Source organism: Patiriisocius sp. Uisw_017, from assembly GCF_047731265.1.
GTDB lineage: Bacteria > Bacteroidota > Bacteroidia > Flavobacteriales > Flavobacteriaceae > Patiriisocius.
This window is the reverse complement of record NZ_CP159835.1, coordinates 3,723,167-3,746,050: the sequence shown is the minus strand read 5'-3', so window position 1 is coordinate 3,746,050 and position 22,884 is coordinate 3,723,167. Positions and strand designations below refer to the sequence as shown.

The following is a 22,884-nucleotide window of genomic DNA, read 5'->3' as shown; positions in this document are numbered from 1 at the left end:
TCTATGTCTATTTTAAACGGAAAGAAAATAGTGCTCGGCGTTACCGCAGGTATCGCTGCATATAAAGCAGCATTTTTAGTCCGTTTGCTCGTTAAAGAAGGAGCAGAAGTTAAAGTAGTCATGACCCCAAAAGCGAAAGAGTTTGTTACACCGTTAACGCTTTCCACGCTTTCAAAAAATGAAGTTCTTTCTTCCTTTACAAACGAAGATGATGATACTGCCCAATGGAATAACCACGTAGCGTTAGGACTTTGGGCAGATTTGATTGTAGTAGCTCCGGCAACGGCGAATACATTGTCTAAAATGGCGCACGGGACCAGTGACAATTTGTTGCTTGCGGTGTACCTTTCAGCTAAATGTCCTGTCTATTATGCTCCAGCGATGGATTTGGACATGTACAAACATCCTTCTACCAAAGCTACATTTAATACACTCGAGTCTTTTGGTAATATTAAGATTGAAGCAGAACATGGAGAATTGGCAAGTGGGTTAATTGGCGAAGGAAGAATGGCTGAGCCAGAAAATATTATTCAAAAAATAAAGGATCATATGCTTTTGGGGCTCCCTTTAAAAGATAAAAAGTTGCTTATTACTGCAGGTCCTACCTACGAAGCAATCGATCCTGTGCGGTTTATTGGTAATCATTCTTCAGGCAAAATGGGAATTGCCATTGCACAACATGCTGTTTCTTTAGGAGCAAAAGTCACCTTAGTCTTAGGGCCTTCCAGTGTTGTTTTTGATAGAAAGTCTATGAAAGTTGTGGATGTTGTTTCAGCAGAACAAATGTACGAGGCTGTTCATAAAGAATTTAACTCGAGCAATATTGCTATTTTGAGCGCTGCAGTAGCAGATTATAGGCCTACTAAAGTTTCTGCTGAAAAAATTAAAAAGACGGAACGGACACTTACCATTCAATTAGAGAAAACACAAGATATTCTCGCTTCCATAGGAAAAATAAAAGAGCATCAATTTTTAGTTGGTTTTGCACTGGAAACTCAGAACGAAATTGAAAATGCAAAAAAGAAACTTGAAAAAAAGAATTTAGACTTAATTATCTTAAATTCGCTTAGAGACAAAGGAGCAGGATTTAAAGGCGATACAAATAAAATTACAATTATTGAAAAAGACAATAAAACAACTCCTTTTGAGGTTAAGTCTAAAGATGATGTAGCAAAGGATATTTTAAATCATATTATTACTAGAATACATGCGTAAGATATTATTACTATTAGCTTTAATTATGGGTGTTGTTGCTCAAGGACAAGAGCTAAATGCAACTGTGACTATTGATGCGGAGCAAACGGGACAACAAAATTTGCAGGTGTTTAGATCTCTAAGCCAGCAAATGACAGAGTTTCTGCAAAATAGGGTTTGGACAAATGACAAATATTTAAATCAAGAACGAATAGATTGCAATTTTACACTAATCGTTTCAGATTATGATGGAACTTCGTTTAGCGGTTCTTTGCAGGTACAAGCGTCTAGACCTGTTTTTAATTCAACCTATAGTTCTCCTATTTACAACTACAATGATCGGCAAGTATCTTTTGAGTATTTAGAATTTGAACCTTTTATTTATAATATTAATTCGTTTGATTCTAATTTAATTTCAATTTTGGCATTTCACGCGTATGCAATTATTGGATTAGATGCCAGTTCTTTTGAATTAAATGGAGGTGATTCTTACTTTGAAATTGCAAAACAGATTACAAATACCGCAGCTTCGTCAAATTTTCAAGGTTGGAAGGCTACAGATGGGACACAATCAAGATTTAGATTTATTGATGCTTTGATATCTCCAGTGTATAAAGAATTTCATATTACAATGTATGAATATCACCGCGAAGGTTTAGATATGATGTTTGAAAATCCAAAAGATGCAAAGTTAAAAATAATAGAATCCTTAAAGTCTCTTAAAAGTATTAATGACCGCCGCCCAAATTCATATATACTAAGAACCTTCTTTGATTCAAAAGTGGATGAGATTTCAGCTATTTTCAAAGGAGGGCCTCAAATAGACACTACAAAACTTATAGAATCCCTTAATAGAATGGCGCCAACCCGTCGTTCTGCTTGGGGAGAAATTAATTAATGTATTTTAGGTTGGTCAAGTCCTAAATTCTCACTTCCTTTAATAGGTATTTAAATTACGCCGCGTGATTACAAGCCTTTCCATCAAAAACTACGCTTTGATAGATGATATACAAGTCAATCTATCAGACGGTCTTACTATTATTACTGGCGAAACAGGTGCCGGAAAATCTATCCTCCTTGGAGCGCTCTCTTTACTTTTAGGGAAAAGAGCCGATTTAAGCAGCATTAAAAATGCGACTAAAAAGTGTATTATTGAAGGAGAGTTTGCTATAAAAGGCTATGGATTAAAAGACACTTTTGAATCCAATGATCTGGATTATGAATATACGACGATTGTAAGACGAGAGATTTTGCCCAGCGGAAAGTCCCGTGCTTTCGTAAATGACACTCCCGTTAGCGTATCGCAAGTGCGGGCTTTATCAGAATTTTTAGTAGACATTCATAGTCAAAATGATACCGTTTCTTTTACCACAGAAGCGTACCAATTGGAGGTTGTTGATGCGCTGGCTGGAAACGAACCTATCTTATCAAAATATCGAGTAAGTTTAAAGGAATATAAAAGTGTTTCAGAAAAGTTAGACCTTATATCAAACAAAAGAGACGATGCGATTAAAGAATTTGATTATATTTCTTTTCTTCAGTCTGAATTGGAAGCAGCAAACTTGTCTCAAATAAATCAATCTACATTAGAAACATCTCTTCAAACGCTTAGTAATGCCGAAGAGATAGAGGAATCTTTTGAGCACGTAAGTCAGTTACTTATTAATGACGAAGTCGGGGTTTTAAATATTTTGAATGAAGCACGTTCTTTAGTGTCGAAGTTGACAATATACGCTCCATCGTATCAAGAAATCTTTGAACGTATCAATAGTGCTGCTATTGAACTAGAGGATATCGCTGAAGAAATAAATAATGTAACGGAGGCGCTTGAATCAGACCCACAAAGACTTCAATCTATAAATGATACTTTAGAAACAATTTATAAATTACAAAGCAAGCACGTTGTTTCATCGGTTGAAGAATTGATTCAGATTGAGGAAGATTTGTCTCAAAAAATTAATAACACACAGCATTTAGATATAGAAATATCGAAATTGGAAACTTCGAAAATTGAGCTTTCTGGATTTCTAACAAAGCTCGCCCTACAACTTCACACAAATAGAAAAAAACATTTTCCAGAATTAGCGACAAAATTACAATCGGTATTAAAGCAATTGGGATTGCCCAATGCAGCATTTGATTTTAAAATGAGCAAGACCGAAAACTTTAAGATTTCAGGAACTGATGCTGTAGCTGTTTATTTTAAAGCGAATAAAGGGACTAATTTTGGTTTGTTAAAGAAAGTGGCGTCTGGTGGAGAAATGAGCAGAATACTTCTGGCTGTAAAAGCAGTTTTAGCGCGGTATAAAAAGTTGCCCACTATTATTTTTGATGAGATCGACACAGGTGTTTCTGGGGAAATAGCGCTTCAGATGGCAGAAATTTTGGAGCAGATGAGTAGCAAGATGCAGCTTATTAGTATAACGCATCTCCCACAGATTGCGGCAAAAGGGGAGCATCATTTTAAAGTATATAAAGAAGAGCAAGAAAACACAACGAGAACACAAATCAAGCCCTTAACTGAGGAAGAGCGAATTGTTGAAATTGCTCAAATGATAGGAGGAAAAAATATTACGACTACAACATTAGCAAACGCAAAAGAGTTATTAAATTAAAAGGATGCCGTATATTTACGTTCAGAATTAAAAAAGAATATAGAAAACAAACCATAAACAATCTAAGAGCAAATGTCATACAATTTATTAAAGGGGAAGAAGGGAATTATTTTTGGTGCATTGGATGCAAATTCTATTGCTTGGAAAACTGCAGAGCGAGTACATGAAGAAGGAGGGACATTTGTGTTAACAAACGCTCCTATAGCTTTAAGAATGGGACAGATAAATGAATTAGCAGAAAAAACAAACTCACAAGTTATTCCGGCAGATGCAACCTCAATTGAAGATTTAGAAAACCTTGTCGCAAAAGCAACGGAAGTTCTAGGAGGAAAATTAGACTTTGTATTGCATAGTATTGGAATGTCTGTTAATGTTCGTAAAGGGAACCATTATACAAACCAAAATTATAATTACACAGAAAAAGGATGGGATGTTTCAGCGGTTTCATTTCATAAAACAATGAATGTGCTTTATAACAAAGATGCCATGAACGAGTGGGGGAGTATTGTGGCCTTGACGTATATGGCGGCACAACGAGTTTTTCCTGACTATAATGATATGGCAGATAATAAGGCATATCTAGAGTCTATTGCCCGTAGCTTTGGATATTTCTTTGGGAAAGATAAAAACGTTCGCGTAAATACCATATCACAGTCTCCAACACCAACAACGGCGGGACAGGGAGTTAAGGGTTTTGATGGTTTTATGGCATATGCAGAAAAAATGAGCCCGCTAGGTAATGCTACAGCAGAGGATTGCGCAAACTATACCATTGCTATGTTTAGTGATCTAACTAAACGAGTAACATTACAAAACTTATTTAATGATGGAGGGTTTAGTAATATGGGCGTGAGCGACAGCGTTATGGATACATTTACGGAAGAGAAATAATTTATTTAGATTAAATTAAAGCCCGCTATTATTTATTTAATAGCGGGCTTTTGATTTCATAGTTTCTTTTTTTCTTGTCGTTTAAAAGGGTTATTCATCGATTAATATTTTTTTAGCATCATATTTTCAATACCTTCAAACGCGTATTTATTAATTTACAATTTATAATTTATTATGAAAAAAACTACGTTTATTATCTTAGCGTGGGGTTTAGTTTGTTTTGGTTTTTCATATCAATCTTACGCCCAAGTAAATCAGGTTAACCCGGATTCAAATACTTCTCGGGTGCTACAAACTCAGACCTCATCAGAGAGAAGTGCTTCAGCCACTTCTAAAGATGTTCTTTTTTTAGGTTTAGAAGGAAACACTAGGTTCGTATCTCAAAATACTACTGAGCATAAGAAGATGAAATCAATTCAGATAAAAGACAAAAGTCGTTTTGGGCTTCAAAAGGCAGATTTTATTGCTGGTGAAGGGCAACGATCTATTTCTAACACGCTTAGTGCAAGTGATTATTCACCTTTGTTTACTTCAAGCTTTAATGCTGGTAGCGAGTGTGTTGTTTGGGTAAATCCATCACCAACAACAGGTTATGTTGATTTTAACACTAATTTTGGTGGAGCCCCAACGATAGCAGCTGGGTGCCCATTTAATGAAATCACTGATTTTCAAGTGTGGGCTTCGGAAGCGTATACTGCAGGGGGCTTTGTCAATGGAAATGAATACACTTTTAGTATGTGTAACGGTCCTGGTGCTGGCTCTTGGGTGCCTGACTTTACAATTATTGCTCCTAGTGGGTCAGTTGATGCTTTTGGTGCCGGTGACGGAGATGGATGTTCAATTACATGGACCGCTACTGAATCAGGCACTTATTTTATAGTAATTAATGAAGCGACATTTTGTGGTGGCGGAACCAACCAAGCTACAGACAATGGTTTTCCTGCTTTAACCTGCGCGGCTGTTGGAGGCGGTGGATTTCCAGCTCCATATTGTGGGCCTAATGTATTTATAATTGATATCGAGCCTTTGACATTGGTTGAGGTTGCTGGAATTAGCAATGTTACTGATGCAACAGTAAATGCTAATCCTAGTCATGAAGATTATACAGCTATTGTTGGAACTATGGAAGAAGGTATTAGTTATCCAATAACTTTAGAAGGTAATACTGCTGGAAACTTTATAAACAGATTTGTTGTTTTTGTTGATTGGAATCAAAATGAAGTTTTGGATGATGCAGGTGAAGTTTACGAAATTACAGAGCTTATAGAGAACTCAACAGGAACAGATGGCATTGAGGCAACAGGTATGATTGATGTGCCCGCTGGCGTTACTGCTGGTGATACTAGAATGAGAGTAAAGAAAATATTTGGTACTACCAATTATTTAGACCCGTGTTTAGGAACTCAATTTGGTCAAACTGAGGATTATACGATTACTGTAACTACTGGAGGTGGCGGTGGGTTAGTAGCCTTGCCAGTAGACTTTGAACTTCCAGCAGGATCTTATGATTTTGTTGGCTTTGAAGGTGCAGATTCTGTTGTTGAAGCGAATCCTGATATGACGGGCAATCCAAGCGCAACTGTTATGAGAACTACGAAAACAGCGGGTGCACAATTTTTTGCAGGAACTGCACTTAATTTAGATACCCCTATAGATTTCTCTACAACAGAGATGGTTTCTATGAAATCGTGGTCTCCAAAAGATAATATCCCTGTAAGAATGCGTTTAGAAAATGCAGACAATTCAGTAGGCATAGAGATGGACGTTAATACTGCTGTTATGAATGGCTGGGAAACCCTTACCTATGATTTTACAGGAATGACTGGAGGGACAGATTTTGTTCGTGTAGTGGTTTTCTTTGAGTTTATTGTTGGCTTAGCCGGTGACGGTAGTACATATTATTATGATGATATTCAAATAGCTCAAACACCACCACCACCACCACCAACAGACTGTAATATATATGCTTCAACAGCAGCGCCTTTTGATATTGATGGTACAGAAACACAAACAGCCGATTGTGCTGTAGCACCTAACTTAGTACCCGTAACGGTTACAGAAAGTGGTTTGATTGGAACCGGAGTAAATATTGACAATGTAACTGTAGATATTGCCCACACGTGGTCAGCAGATTTACAATTAACACTTGTTTCGCCTTCTGGAGCTTCGCTCTTATTGGCAAATGAATTAGGTGGTAATGATGATGATGCTTATAACAACACCATTTTTATGGATGGTGGAGCAGATATAACAATGGCTACGGCTCCTTATAATGCAGCACCTTTTGCGGCTGAAGGCGGAGCCTTTGCAACGGCATTTGCTGGAGAAGAAGTAAATGGAGATTGGCAATTACAAGTTTGTGATGGTGCTGCTGGTGATACTGGAACAGTACTAGCATTTTCATTGACAATTTGTAGTGATGATGTACCACCACCACCGGCGTGTGTTACTTCTACAGCAACAGTAGTACCTTTTGATATTGATGGTACAGAAACACAAACAGCCGATTGTGCTGTAGCTCCTAATTTAGTGCCCGTAACGGTTGCAGAAAGTGGTTTGATTGGAACCGGTGCAAATATTGACAATGTAACCGTAGATATTGCCCACACGTGGTCAGCAGATTTACAATTAACACTTGTTTCGCCTTCTGGAGCTTCGCTCTTATTAGCAAATGAATTAGGTGGTAATGATGATGATGCTTATAACAACACCATTTTTATGGATGGTGGAGCAGATATAACAATGGCTACGGCTCCTTATAATGCAGCACCTTTTGCGGCTGAAGGCGGAGCCTTTGCAACGGCATTTGCTGGAGAAGAAGTAAATGGAGATTGGCAATTACAAGTTTGTGATGGTGCTGCTGGTGATACTGGAACAGTACTAGCATTTTCATTGACAATTTGTAGTGATGATGGACCACCGCCTCCTCCAGGAATGTGTTTTGATGCACTTGGTGTAGATTTGCCTTTAGATATAGATGGTGTAGAAACTACCACAGCCGATTGTGTTGCAGCTCCAAACTTAGTTAATGCTCCCGTTACAGAAACAGGTACGATAGGTATGGAATATGATATCCAAAGTGTATCTATGGACATTACCCATACTTGGTCTGCAGATTTAGAGTTAACCCTTATTGCTCCAGATGGTACTTCATTAGTATTAGCTGACAATCTTGGTGGTAACGATGATGATGCATATGTAGGAACTGTTTTTCAAGATGATGGAGAAACCATAACGGATGCTACAGCACCATACAATGCAGGGCCTTATACACCTGAAGGTGGAACTTTTGTTGCAGCTTTTGCTGGTGTAGACATTACAGGAGACTGGCAACTACAAATTTGTGATACAGTTGGCGGAGATACAGGCCAAGTGTTAGCATTCTCAATACAATTCTGTCCACCACCAGCCTGTCCTGAGGTAATCAATATTGTGGTTATACCTACATTAACAGATGCTGCAATATCTTGGGATGCCCAAGCAGCGGCAACAAATGGTTATATTGTAGATGTATTTGCAGATGGTGCTGATCCTATGATAGCTACCCCAGTGTATAATGAAATTTTAGCAGCAGGTACAACGATGACTGCGGCGACAGGTCTTATGGCGTCAACAAGTTATGATTTATATGTTACTTCAGATTGTGGCGCCAACGGTTTATCCGCAGTTAATCCTGTAGATTTTACTACTTTAATAGCGCCACCAGCCTGTGGCGGAAAATTTTATGACACCGGAGGGCCAGATAATGATTTTGATAACGATGAAGCATATCAAGTAAACATCTTGCCTGATAATCCAGGTGATTTAGTTGTAGCGACATTTCAGTTAGTGAATACTGGTGGTGGTGGATTTGATATGCTATTGGTAGATATTGGAGATGGTGTATTTGTACAAGTACCTGAAGTTGACGTTTCTGCAGGAGATGATCCATTGGTGTTTACATCAATAGCGGCAGACGGTGCTTTACTATTTGACTTTTTCTCTAGTGGTATTGTGCCTAATCCAGGATGGGATGCAGACATAACATGTAATCCACCTCCCGCTTGCCCTAGTCCTACCGGTTTTATGGTAGATGGTATTACCTCTTCAAGTGCAGATTTTTCTTGGGATGCAGTAGCTGAAGCTAGTAATGGCTATATATTAAGAGTATTTAATGAAGGTGATGACCCTACAATGGATACTCCAGTGGCCGATGAGATTATAGTAGCTGGAATGACATCTATAACTATTATGGGTTTAATAGGAGTTACATCCTACGATGCATATCTGCGAGCAGATTGCGATGCAGATGGTACTTCTATAGAAGTAGATCTTACATTTACTTCAACGGTTGAAAATGATCTTTGTGAAGATGCAATTGCAATTAATTGTGGAGGTTCAGCTTCAGGTACAACAACAGGCGCAACTCCAGATGACGGTGTTGCTGGTGCAGAATGTGGTGCTACGATTACAGCACCAGGTGTTTGGTACGCGTTTACAGACAGTAGTGGCCTCACAGCAACTGTAACTGCTACATTATGTAACGGAACAGGTTATGATAGTAAAATTTCAGTTTTTGAAGGAGACTGTGCTGCACTTGTTTGCGTAGACGGTAACGATGATGACTGTGGTGTTCAATCCTCTATTTCTTGGGAAAGTGACGGTACTTCTACTTACTATATCCTTGTGCACGGTTTTGGCGGAGCAACCGGTAATTATGTGCTTGATGTTTCTTGTGTACCTGTTCTAGGATTAGAAGATACTGCTGTGGATGGGTTTACATATTTCCCTAACCCAGCTTTAGATGTACTTAATGTGGGTGCTACTAACAACATCGACAGTGTAAGTATCTATAACTTACTAGGACAATTGGTATTATCTCAAAAGATTGATGCTACTCGTTCACAATTAAATATTAGTGAATTTGCAACAGGATCTTATGTTATGAAAGTAACCTCTAATGGAGTAACTGGAAGCTATACGGTGATTAAACGTTAATTTTTCTCACATTTATTTAAAAAACCATCTTGGCTTTAGCTAAGGTGGTTTTTTTATGACTTTAATCTCCGTGAAACGAAACTACTCTTTTATCATCCCTACTTACATTAGATGTTTTTAAATCATATAGTTACTCCATAGTTTCACTTCTGTGATATTTAAAGAAAGGCACGTGGTTGCAACTCTTGAAGATGGTTCTTCAGAAACTTCGAAAAGCGTAATCAACCATTTTAGCCAAGAACTAATGATTTCTTATTATACCAAAGCCAATCCTTACAAAAAAGAGAGACTTAATAAAAGCATATTGACAGTAATTTTTTAATCATATTATACGGCTCTCGGATAAATATGTTACTCGTCGAATAATATTTGTCTTTTAAGATATTTTCAATATCTTTAAGCAAGTATTAACTAATTTATAATTTATTATGAAAAAAACTACGTTTATTATTTTGGCGTGGGTTTTAGTTTGTTGTGGTTTTTCCCATCAATCTTATGCCCAAGTAAATCAAGTTAACCCGGATTCAAATATTTCTAGGGTGGCACAAACACAAACAACATCAGTGCGCAGTGGCATTACCACTTCGAACTATGCGTTTAATCAAGACAACTCTGGACTTATTGTTCCTAGTAACTGGGATAATGTTGCGGGTACGGCTACTAGGTTATCAACACCTATTGCTAACCAAAATCGTGTTCCAGTTACCATTACGCATAGTGCTTCACAAACCATCGGAATAGGTTCTGTGGCTTGTGGTACTGCTGGTGTAAATGCAGAAAACCATTATTTCAGGGATTTTGACCTTGCGAATGATTTTGGTATTGCTGGAGATTTTAATGTTACAGCTGCTGAATTTGGTGTTCAAGAAGCTACCGATCCTGTAGTGGTTACAGTAAATATTTGGTCTTCTACCGGTGTAGCTTTCCCAGGAGGAACTTTGGTTCTTGAAGGAACTGCTACCTATACCAGTACTCCTGCAGATTTGGGAACAGTAGTTAGTGTTCCTGTTACTGCGACGATACCGGCAGGTGCTGTCATGGTGTTTGAGTTTGTACAAGCCGATGGTTCTGCCTGGCGTATTGGTTCTAATGATATAGGACAAACAGGGGTAAGTTGGATATTAGCTGATGCTTGTGGTATAACGAATCCTACGAATGGGACAGCTATTGGTTTTCCAGACTTTCATCTGGTGATGAACGTTGTTGGAGAAGAAGCCGGCGGTGGGTTAGTAGCCTTGCCAGTAGACTTTGAACTTCCAGCAGGATCTTATGATTTTGTTGGCTTTGAAGGTGCAGATTCTGTTGTTGAAGCGAATCCTGATATGACGGGCAATCCAAGCGCAACTGTTATGAGAACTACGAAAACAGCGGGTGCACAATTTTTTGCAGGAACTGCACTTAATTTAGATACCCCTATAGATTTCTCTACAACAGAGATGGTTTCTATGAAATCGTGGTCTCCAAAAGATAATATCCCTGTAAGAATGCGTTTAGAAAATGCAGACAATTCAGTAGGCATAGAGATGGACGTTAATACTGCTGTTATGAATGGCTGGGAAACCCTTACCTATGATTTTACAGGAATGACTGGAGGGACAGATTTTGTTCGTGTAGTGGTTTTCTTTGAGTTTATTGTTGGCTTAGCCGGTGACGGTAGTACATATTATTATGATGATATTCAAACAGCTCAAACACCACCACCACCACCAACAGACTGTAATATATATGCTTCAACAGCAGCGCCTTTTGATATTGATGGTACAGAAACACAAACAGCCGATTGTGCTGTAGCACCTAACTTAGTACCCGTAACGGTTACAGAAAGTGGTTTGATTGGAACCGGAGTAAATATTGACAATGTAACTGTAGATATTGCCCACACGTGGTCAGCAGATTTACAATTAACACTTGTTTCGCCTTCTGGAGCTTCGCTCTTATTGGCAAATGAATTAGGTGGTAATGATGATGATGCTTATAACAACACCATTTTTATGGATGGTGGAGCAGATATAACAATGGCTACGGCTCCTTATAATGCAGCACCTTTTGCGGCTGAAGGCGGAGCCTTTGCAACGGCATTTGCTGGAGAAGAAGTAAATGGAGATTGGCAATTACAAGTTTGTGATGGTGCTGCTGGTGATACTGGAACAGTACTAGCATTTTCATTGACAATTTGTAGTGATGATGTACCACCACCACCGGCGTGTGTTACTTCTACAGCAACAGTAGTACCTTTTGATATTGATGGTACAGAAACACAAACAGCCGATTGTGCTGTAGCTCCTAATTTAGTGCCCGTAACGGTTGCAGAAAGTGGTTTGATTGGAACCGGTGCAAATATTGATAATGTAACCGTAGATATTGCCCACACGTGGTCAGCAGATTTACAATTAACACTTGTTTCGCCTTCTGGAGCTTCGCTCTTATTAGCAAATGAATTAGGTGGTAATGATGATGATGCTTATAACAACACCATTTTTATGGATGGTGGAGCAGATATAACAATGGCTACGGCTCCTTATAATACAGCACCTTTTGCGGCTGAAGGCGGAGCCTTTGCAACAGCATTTGCTGGAGAAGAGATAAATGGAGATTGGCAATTACAAGTTTGTGATGGTGCTGCTGGTGATACTGGAACAGTACTAGCATTTTCATTGACAATTTGTAGTAATGCTCCACCACCAACGTGCATGGAAACTGCAGCTACTGCGGTTCCACTAGACATTGATGGTGCTGGTAATGTTACGGCAGATTGTGCAGTCGCTCCAAACCTTGTTCCAGTTACTATAGCGGAATCTGGAATAATAGGAACCGATGTTGTACTTGATTTTGCTCAAATAGATATTCTTCATACTTTCTCTGCAGATTTAGATTTATTTTTAGTTTCTCCCTTAGGGACTGAGTTGCTTTTATCTGATGATAATGGTGGCGGAACTGACGACGGATATAATATGACACAGTTTTCTGACGGTGGCGCTGATATCACAGCTGCTACTGCTCCATTTGGAACAGGTCCTTATGCAGCAGAAGGAGGTTCTTTTGCCGTGGCTTTTAACGGAGAAGAGATTAATGGAGATTGGCAGCTAAAAGTTTGTGATGATGCAGGCGGTGATACAGGATCCGTTCAAGCTTTTTCTTTACAATTCTGTCCACCACCAACGTGTCCTGAGGTAATCAATATTGTGGTTACACCTACATTAACAGATGCTGCAATATCTTGGGATGCCCAAGCAGCGGCAACAAATGGTTATATTGTAGATGTATTTGCAGATGGTGCGGATCCTATGACAGCTACCCCTGTGTATAATGAAATTTTAGCTGCAGGCACAACGATGACTACGGCAACAGGTCTTATGGCGTCAACAAGTTATGATTTATATGTTACTTCAGATTGTGGTGCCAGCGGTTTATCCTCAGTTAATCCTGTAGATTTTACTACTTTAATAGCACCACCAGCTTGTGGCGGAAAATTTTATGACACTGGAGGACCCGATAATGATTTTGATAACAATGAAGCGTATCAAGTAAACATATTACCTGATAATGCTGGGGACTTAGTTACCGCTAGTTTTGTATTTGTTGACACCGGTGGAGGTGGTTTTGATATACTATTGGTAGATATTGGAGATGGAACTGGTTTTCAACAAGTTCCTGAAGTTGCTATGGGAGATACTCCAGTAGTATTTACTTCCGCTGCCGCAGATGGGTCATTATTATTTGATTTCTTTTCGAGTGGGGTAGTACCAAACCCAGGATGGGATGCAGATATAACGTGTAACCCACCACCCGCATGTCCTAGTCCTTCAGGATTTATAGTTGATAATATAACAGCTACAACTGCAGATTTATCTTGGAATGAGGTTGCAAACGCTTCTAATGGTTATATCGCTTCAGTATTTAATGCTGGAGATGATCCTTTGACGGCTACTCCCGTATATACAGAAATGGTTGCCTCTGGAACCACAATGACTGTTGCAACTGGTTTAATGCAAACAACATCATATGATGCATATATTCAAGCAGATTGTGATGCAGACGGCTTTTCTTTAACCGATATGGTATCTTTTAATACGTTACAAGAACCGCCTGCTTGTGGAAATGAGTTTTTTGATACAGGAGGAACAGATAATCCTTATCAAAATAACGAGGACATTTCTTTTTTAATTGTTGCAGATAGTCCTGATAATATTATAACATTAGATTTTACTTTTGTTGAAATTGAAGATAACTTTGATTTCCTAAGAGTATTTGATGGTGATGATGCTACTGCTCCAGAATTGTCTGATGCTGTATTGGGTGTTCAAAATATTGGTCAAATAGCCAGTACTATACCTGGAGGTAACTTGTTTGTTACATTTACTTCAGATGGATCTGTAACACAAGGGGGATGGGCTGCAAATGTAATTTGTGTACCACCACCACCTTGTCCAACACCTACTGGTATTAACTTGAGTAATGTTATGGCAGAGTCTGTGGATATAAGTTGGAATGCTGTTGCAGAGGCAATTAATGGTTACAGAGTAGCGGTATTTGCAACTGGAGACGACCCTACTACTGATACACCGGCATTTGCAGAGGATACCATGATGTTGATGTCAACGGCTACAGGTCTTACTAACAATACTACATACGACTTGTACATTGTATCACTTTGTGATAATATGGTAACATCTGGACTTATTCCAATAATTAGCTTTACAACAGATGTTTTAGGATTAGACGATGCAGCGGTAGAAGGATTTACATACTTCCCTAACCCATCTTCAGATGTACTTAATTTAAGTGCTACTAATAACATTGATACGGTGAGTATTTATAACTTGTTAGGTCAAGTGGTATTATCTCAAAAGGTTAATGCTACTAGTTCACAGTTAAATATTAGTGAATTTTCAACGGGATCTTATATTATGAAAGTTACCTCTAATGGAGTAACTGGAAGTTATAAAGTGATTAAGCGTTAATTTATTTCTTATTTATTTTGAAAACCACCTTGGCCTCGGCTAAGGTGGTTTTTTTATATAACTTTATCTCCATGAAACGAAACTACTCTTTTATCATCCCTGTATACAATAGACCTCATGAAATCAGAGAGTTACTGGAGAGTTTTACTTCCGTAGAATTTGAAGAGGGATATGAAATTGTTATTGTTGAAGACGGTTCCTCTGAAACCTCTGAAAGCGTAGTCAACGATTTTAACCAAGAACTAACTATTTCTTATTACACCAAAGCCAATTCTGGTCCTGGTGATTCAAGAAACTATGGAATGAAACGAGCTAAAGGAAATTATTTTATAATATTAGACAGTGATGTTATTATGCCTCCGGATTATCTTATTGTTGTGGACGAATTTTTAAACAACCACTTTGTAGATTGTTTTGGTGGAGCAGATACAGCTCATAAAAGTTTTAGTAATCTTCAAAAAGCCATTAACTATACGATGACGTCGTTATTAACGACGGGTGGAATTCGTGGAAGTAAAAAATCATTACAAAAGTTTGAACCCCGTAGTTTTAATATGGGAATATCAAAGAAGGCCTTCGAGACAACAAAGGGATTTTCAAAAATACACCCAGGAGAGGATCCAGACCTATCTTTGAGAATAGAGAATGTTGGGTTTGAAACAGCTTTTATTCCAAGTGCTGCCGTTTTTCATAAGCGAAGGATTTCATTACATAAATTTGCGGTTCAAGTAGAAAAGTTTGGGATGGTAAGGCCAATACTTACAAAATGGCATCCTAGGGCAGCAAAGCTTACCTTTTGGTTCCCCACGTCATTTATTTTATTTGTCCTTTTATCAATACTACTGGTATTTATTTTTTCCTGGCTTTTTTTACTGCCGTTGCTCACGTATTTAATCATATTAGTAGTACATTCATTCTATAAAATTGGGAATATAAAGATTTCTTTATTAGTGGTAGTTTCCGTATTTGTTCAATTTTTTGGATACGGTTGGGGCTTCTTAAAATCAAATTGGTATATAAGTGTTTTAAAAAGGGATCCAGAAATACAATTCCCACAACTTTTTTTTAAATAGTATATGGCTAAATTATTTATTAATCCTTTTAAGAATCCTAAGTTAAAGGCATTTTTCTTTTTCTTGATTTTGGCTACCGTATTTTGGGTTTTGACCAAGTTTTCAAAACAAGATACAGCGACATTTCAGTCATTTATTTTGTATACGAATGCTCCTCAAGGAACAGTTTTTTCGGATAATAATCCTAAAAAAATTTCGTACACAGTTTCTGCTAATAAATTTGAATTGCTATATCTTTATTTTAAAAGACCAATAATTAATGTTGATGTGTCTGAAATAGCTGATATTAAATCCAGAAAAGTTTTTATTAGTGAAACGGAACTTTCACCGCTCATTCAAAAGCAAATAAAAAGTGGAGGAACCGTTAATAAAACATCGCCTCAAGAATTGGAGATTATATTAGATGCCGTTAATTTCAAAAAAATTGCTATTCAACTAAGTTCTGACATTAAATATAAAGATGGTTTTCAGCAAGTTGGAAGGCCAAAGTTGGAGCCAGACTCACTAATCGTTACTGGGGCAAAAAAATATATAGACACGCTGCAAATAATTAAAACACAAATACTCTCTTTAAACAATATTGAAGACGATATTACTACGACACTAGCTTTTCAAAAGATAGACACCGCAAAAATTAAAATTGAATCTAAAAATGTTGTAGTATCTATAGATGTTGAAGAATTCTCTCAAAAGGAAATAAGCATTCCTATAGAGGTTATTAATCAACCTATGGAGGGGACAATTAAATTACTTCCAAAGACAATAAAATTAACTTTTACGGTTCCTGTTTCTTTATTTAATACCATTTCGGTAAAAGATTTTAAAATCATTTGTGACTATGACAAAAGGAACAAGGAAGATAATTTTATGACTCCAGAACTTATTGAAATTCCAAATGAGATTTTAAATATTGAAATGGAAACAAAAAAAATTGATATTTTACTTTTCAAATGAAAATTATAGGACTTACAGGGGGGATTGGATGTGGTAAAACTACTGTGGCAAAAATGTTTAAAGCCTTAAAGGTTCCTGTTTATATTGCTGATATTGAAGCTAAAAGAATCCTGACTAGCTCTAAAATTGTGCGTCGACGAGTTATTGAATTATTAGGGGTTAGTTCCTATAATGAAGAGGGACCCGATAGAAAGTATATTGCTAATAAGGTTTTTAATAATGCTTCACTGCTCTCAGAATTAAATAATATTATTCACCCTAAAGTCGCTTCACATTTTGAAAGATGGTGCCGAAAGCAAAATGCAAATTACTGTATTAAAGAAGCTGCAATTATATTTGAAAATGCTAGTTATAAAAATTGCGATGCTACGATCTTAGTTACTGCACCACAGGATTTTAGAATACAACGGGTGATGCAAAGAGATAATACTTCAAAAGAACAGGTGCTCGCACGAATGAAGCATCAATGGGACGATGAAAAGAAACTAAAATTAGCTACCTATCATATAGAAAATATGGACATTGATTCGACTTCTCTTCAAGTATTACAAATTGACGCCCTTATAAAGAACAGTTCATTTCCCTGAGTTTAGTTGCCTTCTGTTAACATTTGGTTAAACATAACTTAAGCTAAATGTTAAAATCCTATTTTTGAGTAATGGATAAAAAGCTCTTTGGCTTGTTGATAGCATTAATGTCATTGTCACTGGTGGGGATTATTTTTGTTCAATCATATTGGATATCAAATTCTTATAATAATAAGGAAAGTCAGTTTATTTCTAATGTTCGACAAGCTTTAATTAATAGCTCAGCAGAAATTGAATTGAACGAGACTGAACGGTATTTTGATCTCTATAGTGATATTCTTTCTGAAAAGGGTGATGTTCAAAATGTTAGTATTAGCGAGCTTATCTATAAGATAAATAGTGAAGATGGAAATGATGCTTATATCTTCTCTGATGGAATAATGGAAGAAGATTATAAACTGTCGTCTGGTATTTTAAATTCTGATCTCGATAGTCTTATATACAAAAAGATTACAAGTAAGAAAAAAGCGACTAAAATTTCTAAGAATATAGATGGCAGTGGTACACAAGAAATTAAAACTGAAACATTTAGTAGGTTAAAGCCATATGAGCGTGCACAGTTTGAATCATTTTTTGCAAATACTTCAACCTCAGAACCCATTCATAGAAGAGTAAGTAGTGAAGAAATTGAAGAAGTAATCTTAGACGAATTAGGAGTAAGAGGGGTTAATGCAAGGTTTCAGTTCGCTGTTTATAGCAATAATTTAGCTACTAAAGTAAGGTCAAAGAAGTTTGAGATTGCACCAGAATCGACATTTAAAGTTCCGCTCTTTGATAATAATGATCTCAATAAGGAATATCAGTTATATGTTAATTTTTATGAGAAAGACAAGTATGTTTTAAGTTCTGTTTTAGGGATGACAATACTTTCATTGACCTTTACTAGCGTTATTTTTATCACATTTTACAGTGCCATTTCTCAAATTTTTAAACAAAGACAATTGGCGCAGATAAAGAATGATTTTATCAATAATATGACTCACGAGTTCAAAACTCCAATTGCAACGATTAACCTTGCGCTAGATGCTTTGAAAAACCCAAAAGTTAAAGGAAATCAAGATTTTTTTACCCGTTATATGGGGATGATTCGAGACGAGAATAACAGAATGCATGAGCAAGTAGAGAATGTGTTGAGAATATCTAAATTAGAGAAGAATGAACTTGACTTGCCTAAGGAAAAATATGATCTTCATGACATTATTGAAGATTCAATTTCTCACATTAGTTTAATTGTTGAAGATAGTGGCGGAGACATAAATACTCATTTTGGAGCATTAAAAAGGGATGTTTTAGTAAACGAATCTCATATGATAAATGTATTTGTTAATATATTAGAAAATGCCGTGAAGTATTCTGAACACCTACCCAAAATAGATGTGTTTACTGAAAATACAAATAATGAGGTAGTACTAAAAATTAGAGATCAAGGTGTTGGAATGAGTAAAAATGAACAAAAGAAAATTTTTGAAAAATTTTACAGAGTTTCAACAGGTGATATACATAACGTTAAAGGCCACGGTCTCGGACTGTCTTATGTAAAAAGAATTCTTGATGATCACGATGCAAAAATTACTGTAGATAGCGAACAAGGAAAAGGAAGTACCTTTACTATAAAATTACACTTAATATCTTAATATATGGAAACCGAAAATAAAAAAATACTACTAGTAGAAGATGATCCAAATTTTGGAACAGTTCTAAAGGATTATTTGGCAATGAACGACTATAACGTTACACATGCTAAAAATGGAATGGAAGGTTTTGAAAAATTTAAAAAGGATGATTATGATCTTTGTATTCTAGATGTAATGATGCCTTATAAAGATGGATTTACACTTGCCAAAGAAATTAGAGAAAAAAATGAAGAAATTCCTATAATATTTTTGACTGCTAAGGCAATGAAAGAAGATGTACTTAAGGGATACAAAGTAGGAGCTGATGATTACCTTAATAAGCCTTTTGATAGTGAAGTACTGCTAATGAAAATTAAAGCTATCATTCAAAGAAAATCAACTGATTCTGTTGCAGATAGCAAACAGTTTGAATTTGAGATTGGTAATTTCTTTTTGAATTCCAAATTAAGGTTTTTAACATATAATGATGGCGATCCAGTGAAGCTTTCCCCTAAAGAGAATGAATTATTACGTCTCCTTGCTTTACATAAAAACGATTTGATGCCAAGAGAGCTGGCCTTAACAAAAATATGGAGAGATGATAATTATTTTACGTCAAGAAGTATGGATGTTTATATTGCTAAATTAAGAAAGTATCTAGGACAGGAAGACGATGTTGAAATTATAAATATTCACGGGGAGGGATTTCGTCTTGTGGTAAAAAGCGAAGTAAAAAATTAGTTTTATAAAGCTGTAATATATGTAAAAACGCTCTAGTTTAGAGCGTTTTTTTTTGAATATAATTCAGTATATTCTCAATAGGAGAGTTGTAATCAAACCATTGTATTGCTTCATTTTTTCTAAACCAAGTAACTTGTCTTTTTGCAAACCTCCGAGTATTCTTTTTAATTTCTTCAATGGCTTCATCTTTTGAAATAGCATCTTCAAAATAATTAAATAATTCTTTGTAGCCCACTGTTTGTAAAGAGTTCAGGTCTTTGTGAGGAAATAATCTTTCAGCTTCTTCTAGTAAACCTTCGGCTAACATCGTATCAACTCGTTGATTGATACGATCATATACTAAGGGTCTTTCCGCTTTGAGTCCAATATATAACGTTGTGAATTCTCTTTGTGTGGTTTGAGACGTTATAAAAGAAGAATAAGGTTTCCCAGAAGAACGAAATATTTCTAAGGCCCTAATGATACGTCTTGGATTTTTAATATCAATATTCTTAAAAGTAGTAGGGTCTGCCTTTTCTAATTCTTTTTGTAGATATTCGATCCCGTTATTTTCTAATGCTGCATTCAACTCTTCGCGAACTTTAGGGTCTATTTCTGGAAATTTATCCAATCCTTTTGCAACAGCATCTATATACAATCCAGAGCCACCCACTAAGACCGCCATGTTTCTAGTTTTAAAAAGTTCTCTTAGTTTGTTTATTGCTTCTCGTTCAAAATCTCCAACGGTATATTTTTCAAAAATAGAGGTGTGCTGAATAAAATGATGTGTTACCGCAGCTAATTCTTCCGCAGAAGGTACAGCTGTTCCAATGGTCATTTCTTTATAAAACTGTCGAGAATCTGCCGAAATGATTTCCGTAGAAAAAGCTTTGGCAATTTGTATGCCTAGTGTTGTTTTACCAATAGCTGTGGGGCCAACAACACATATTAATAAAGGCTTCTGCATTAGTCTCAAAGTTATTCTGGATGAAGTTCGAATCCACATTTATGGCAGAATTCAGCATCATCGCGATGTGTTTCAGCATTACAGTTACCACAAGATTGGCTGTTTACGTGCACATAACTGGGGTCATCTTGATTATCATCATTAATGGCTTTTGTGTATTCTGCGCTTACAATTCCTGTAGGTACCGCTATAATACCGTACCCCATAATCATAATTAGCGCAGCTATAAATTGCCCGAAAGGAGTAACGGGTGCAATATCTCCAAAACCAACAGTAGTTAAGGTAACAATACACCAATACACACTTACAGGGATGCTTACAAAACCACTTTCTTCTCCTTCAACTAGATACATCACCGTACCAGCAATGATACTTATGATTAATACAGCAAAAAGAAAGATTAAAATTTTAGGACGACTATCCTTAAGCGCTTTTGAAAGCTTGTTAGATTCACCTATATATCTTGCTATTTTTAAAATTCTAAATACCCTTAATAAACGTAAGGCTCTTACTGCAAGTAGTACATTGGTTCCAGCGAGTATAAACGATAGATAAAGTGGTATTGTTGAAAGTAAATCTATAATGCCATAGAAACTAAAAATATAAGTAGAAGGTTTTTTAACGGTGACAATCCTCGCAATATATTCGAATGTAAAGAAAATTGTAATTACCCATTCTCCGTAATATAGCCAGTCGTATATGTATTCTGGAAAACCTTTAACACTTTCCAGCATTACAAAAATTACGCTAACCACAATTAAAATGAGCAAGATGATATCAAACAACTTGCCCATAGGAGTATCTGCCTCATAGATGATTGTATGAAGTTTATTGCGTAAACTAATATTTTTTGTTGAAGTCAAATCTAATTGTTGCTAGCTAAAGTAAGTAAGTTTATGCTAAATACTATCTTCTGTGGTTAATTTCATGATTTTAATGACTTTGTTTTTTCTTAAATAACTCTGTATTATATGCTGTGAATCTTTATTATTACTTACTGGTCGAATAATACTTTTCAAAATTTCAGGATTGTTTATTTGATGATTTAGGCTATAAAAACCAAAGCCTTTAAAAACGCCATTCTTAACTAAAATTACAGATCTTTCATCTACATCGCGACCTTTATCAATAATCAACATATTTTCATTAATATAGCTAGTTGCATCTATAAATTCTTGAGCACGTTCGTTATATTGTTTAGCAGATTCTTTTTCCACACAGGCACCATTACATTGTTTAATGGTATAATTAAAACAAGCGCCAGTTGTAGTGTGAAGTCCGGTTAGACGTTGGCAAAGTGAATATTTTTCAACAATATTTGCCATCCTATTTTTTACAGATTGGTAGTTGCTGAAGGTCAATAATGGCTTCTTTCGAGCATCAGACTTTTCAATTTTTAAGTTTATATACCCTTCTTTGTCTACTAATGTGCTTAGTTGATATTGAAAGACAGTGCGTCTAAGCGCTCTATTGTGTTTAGGCTTGTGGCGTTTAATCTCATCATTTTCTTTTAAAAGTGCCACCAATTCGTTGCCAGTATTTTCATAGGTAACCTCTGCTACTTCTTGTTGTATTACTTTACTTTTTCTATTGTCACTAGTAAAATGCTGTGTAATGCGTTTTTTTATATTGTTGCTTTTTCCAATGTAAATGATAGTACCATCTTCGCGGTGCATATAATAAACCCCAGTTGTTGTTGGAGCCTCTCTGATAATATTCAGTAACTTACTATCTACTTGTTTTTTCGGGTCTTTTTTGACGAATTGTTTGACAATTTCCTTGTCAGTATCTTTAAGTAAAAGTAATTTAAAAAGTGTTACGGTTGCCTTTGCATCCCCTTGGGCGCGATGGCGATCTGTAATTGGGATGCCTAAACTTCGCACTAGTTTACCAAGACTATAGGAAGGCATATCAGGGATTAACTTTTTTGCTAATTCAACGGTGCAGAGTGTTTCTTGTTCAAAATTATAGCCCAATCTATCAAATTCTGTTGAAAGTATTCTATTGTCAAATTTGGCATTGTGTGCCACTAAAACAGCATCTTTGGTGATTTCGATAATTCGTTTTGCAACTTCATAAAATTTTGGAGCATTACGAAGCATCTCTGTATTAATGCCTGTAAGGTTTACTACAAAAGGCTGGATGGGTCGTTCGGGATTAATAAGGCTTGCAAATTGATCAATAATTTTTTCACCATCAAAACGGTAGATTGCAATTTCAGTAATGCCTTCTTCATTGTATTTACCTCCAGTAGTTTCTATGTCTAAAATTGCGTATTCCAATAAAATCTTGTTTGTAACCTAAAAAATTCAATTAATTACTTTAAAAAATC

General features: G+C 36.4%; 14 protein-coding genes. 11 read left to right on the top strand and 3 right to left on the bottom strand.

Features of this window, described 5'->3' with window-relative positions; translation table 11 throughout:
* Positions 1-3 precede the first annotated feature (3 nt).
* The 11 genes from coaBC to ABXT67_RS16850 all read left to right on the top strand — a co-directional run bounded on the left by coaBC (position 4) and on the right by ABXT67_RS16850 (position 19,606).
* Positions 4-1,215 (top strand): bifunctional phosphopantothenoylcysteine decarboxylase/phosphopantothenate--cysteine ligase CoaBC, encoded by a 1,212-nt coding sequence (coaBC, locus tag ABXT67_RS16900; protein ID WP_415375202.1) that lies wholly within the window; start codon positions 4-6, stop codon positions 1,213-1,215.
* Positions 1,208-2,092, top strand: coding sequence for a DUF4835 family protein (locus ABXT67_RS16895; protein ID WP_415375201.1), 885 nt, complete (start codon positions 1,208-1,210; stop codon positions 2,090-2,092). The genes coaBC and ABXT67_RS16895 overlap by 8 nt, the downstream gene beginning before the upstream one ends.
* Before the next feature lie 64 nt (positions 2,093-2,156).
* The gene (gene recN / locus ABXT67_RS16890; RefSeq protein ID WP_415375200.1) at positions 2,157-3,809 is read left to right on the top strand and encodes a DNA repair protein RecN; all 1,653 of its coding nucleotides are present in this window, start codon (positions 2,157-2,159) and stop codon (positions 3,807-3,809) included.
* Positions 3,810-3,881: 72 nt separating this feature from the next.
* The gene (locus ABXT67_RS16885; protein ID WP_415375199.1) at positions 3,882-4,700 is read left to right on the top strand and encodes an enoyl-ACP reductase; all 819 of its coding nucleotides are present in this window, start codon (positions 3,882-3,884) and stop codon (positions 4,698-4,700) included.
* A 174-nt stretch (positions 4,701-4,874) separates the two neighbouring features.
* Complete coding sequence (locus tag ABXT67_RS16880; RefSeq protein WP_415375198.1) at positions 4,875-9,677, top strand: proprotein convertase P-domain-containing protein; 4,803 nt, start codon at positions 4,875-4,877, stop codon at positions 9,675-9,677.
* 428 nt (positions 9,678-10,105) lie between these two features.
* Complete coding sequence (locus tag ABXT67_RS16875; RefSeq protein ID WP_415375197.1) at positions 10,106-14,638, top strand: proprotein convertase P-domain-containing protein; 4,533 nt, start codon at positions 10,106-10,108, stop codon at positions 14,636-14,638.
* 71 nt (positions 14,639-14,709) lie between these two features.
* On the top strand, positions 14,710-15,711 hold the full coding sequence (locus tag ABXT67_RS16870; RefSeq protein ID WP_415375196.1) for a glycosyltransferase: 1,002 nt from the start codon (positions 14,710-14,712) through the stop codon (positions 15,709-15,711).
* A 3-nt stretch (positions 15,712-15,714) separates the two neighbouring features.
* On the top strand, positions 15,715-16,665 hold the full coding sequence (locus ABXT67_RS16865; protein WP_415375195.1) for a hypothetical protein: 951 nt from the start codon (positions 15,715-15,717) through the stop codon (positions 16,663-16,665).
* Positions 16,662-17,252: a dephospho-CoA kinase gene (coaE, locus tag ABXT67_RS16860; protein WP_415375194.1), complete on the top strand. Its 591-nt coding sequence runs from the start codon at positions 16,662-16,664 to the stop codon at positions 17,250-17,252. Before ABXT67_RS16865 ends, coaE begins: the two co-directional genes overlap by 4 nt.
* Positions 17,253-17,323: 71 nt before the next feature.
* Positions 17,324-18,886 (top strand): sensor histidine kinase, encoded by a 1,563-nt coding sequence (locus ABXT67_RS16855; RefSeq protein ID WP_415375193.1) that lies wholly within the window; start codon positions 17,324-17,326, stop codon positions 18,884-18,886.
* 3 nt (positions 18,887-18,889) lie between these two features.
* Positions 18,890-19,606, top strand: coding sequence for a response regulator transcription factor (locus tag ABXT67_RS16850; RefSeq protein WP_415375192.1), 717 nt, complete (start codon positions 18,890-18,892; stop codon positions 19,604-19,606).
* A 37-nt stretch (positions 19,607-19,643) separates the two neighbouring features.
* Here the strand turns inward: ABXT67_RS16850 and miaA are convergent, their stop codons facing one another.
* The 3 genes from miaA to ABXT67_RS16835 are packed head-to-tail and all read right to left on the bottom strand — an operon-like array spanning position 19,644 to position 22,834.
* The gene (gene miaA, locus ABXT67_RS16845; RefSeq protein WP_415375191.1) at positions 19,644-20,552 is read right to left on the bottom strand and encodes a tRNA (adenosine(37)-N6)-dimethylallyltransferase MiaA; all 909 of its coding nucleotides are present in this window, start codon (positions 20,550-20,552) and stop codon (positions 19,644-19,646) included.
* An 11-nt stretch (positions 20,553-20,563) separates the two neighbouring features.
* Complete coding sequence (locus tag ABXT67_RS16840; RefSeq protein ID WP_415375190.1) at positions 20,564-21,415, bottom strand: ion transporter; 852 nt, start codon at positions 21,413-21,415, stop codon at positions 20,564-20,566.
* A 36-nt stretch (positions 21,416-21,451) separates the two neighbouring features.
* Positions 21,452-22,834, bottom strand: coding sequence for an exonuclease domain-containing protein (locus ABXT67_RS16835; protein WP_415375189.1), 1,383 nt, complete (start codon positions 22,832-22,834; stop codon positions 21,452-21,454).
* Positions 22,835-22,884: the final 50 nt, after the last annotated feature.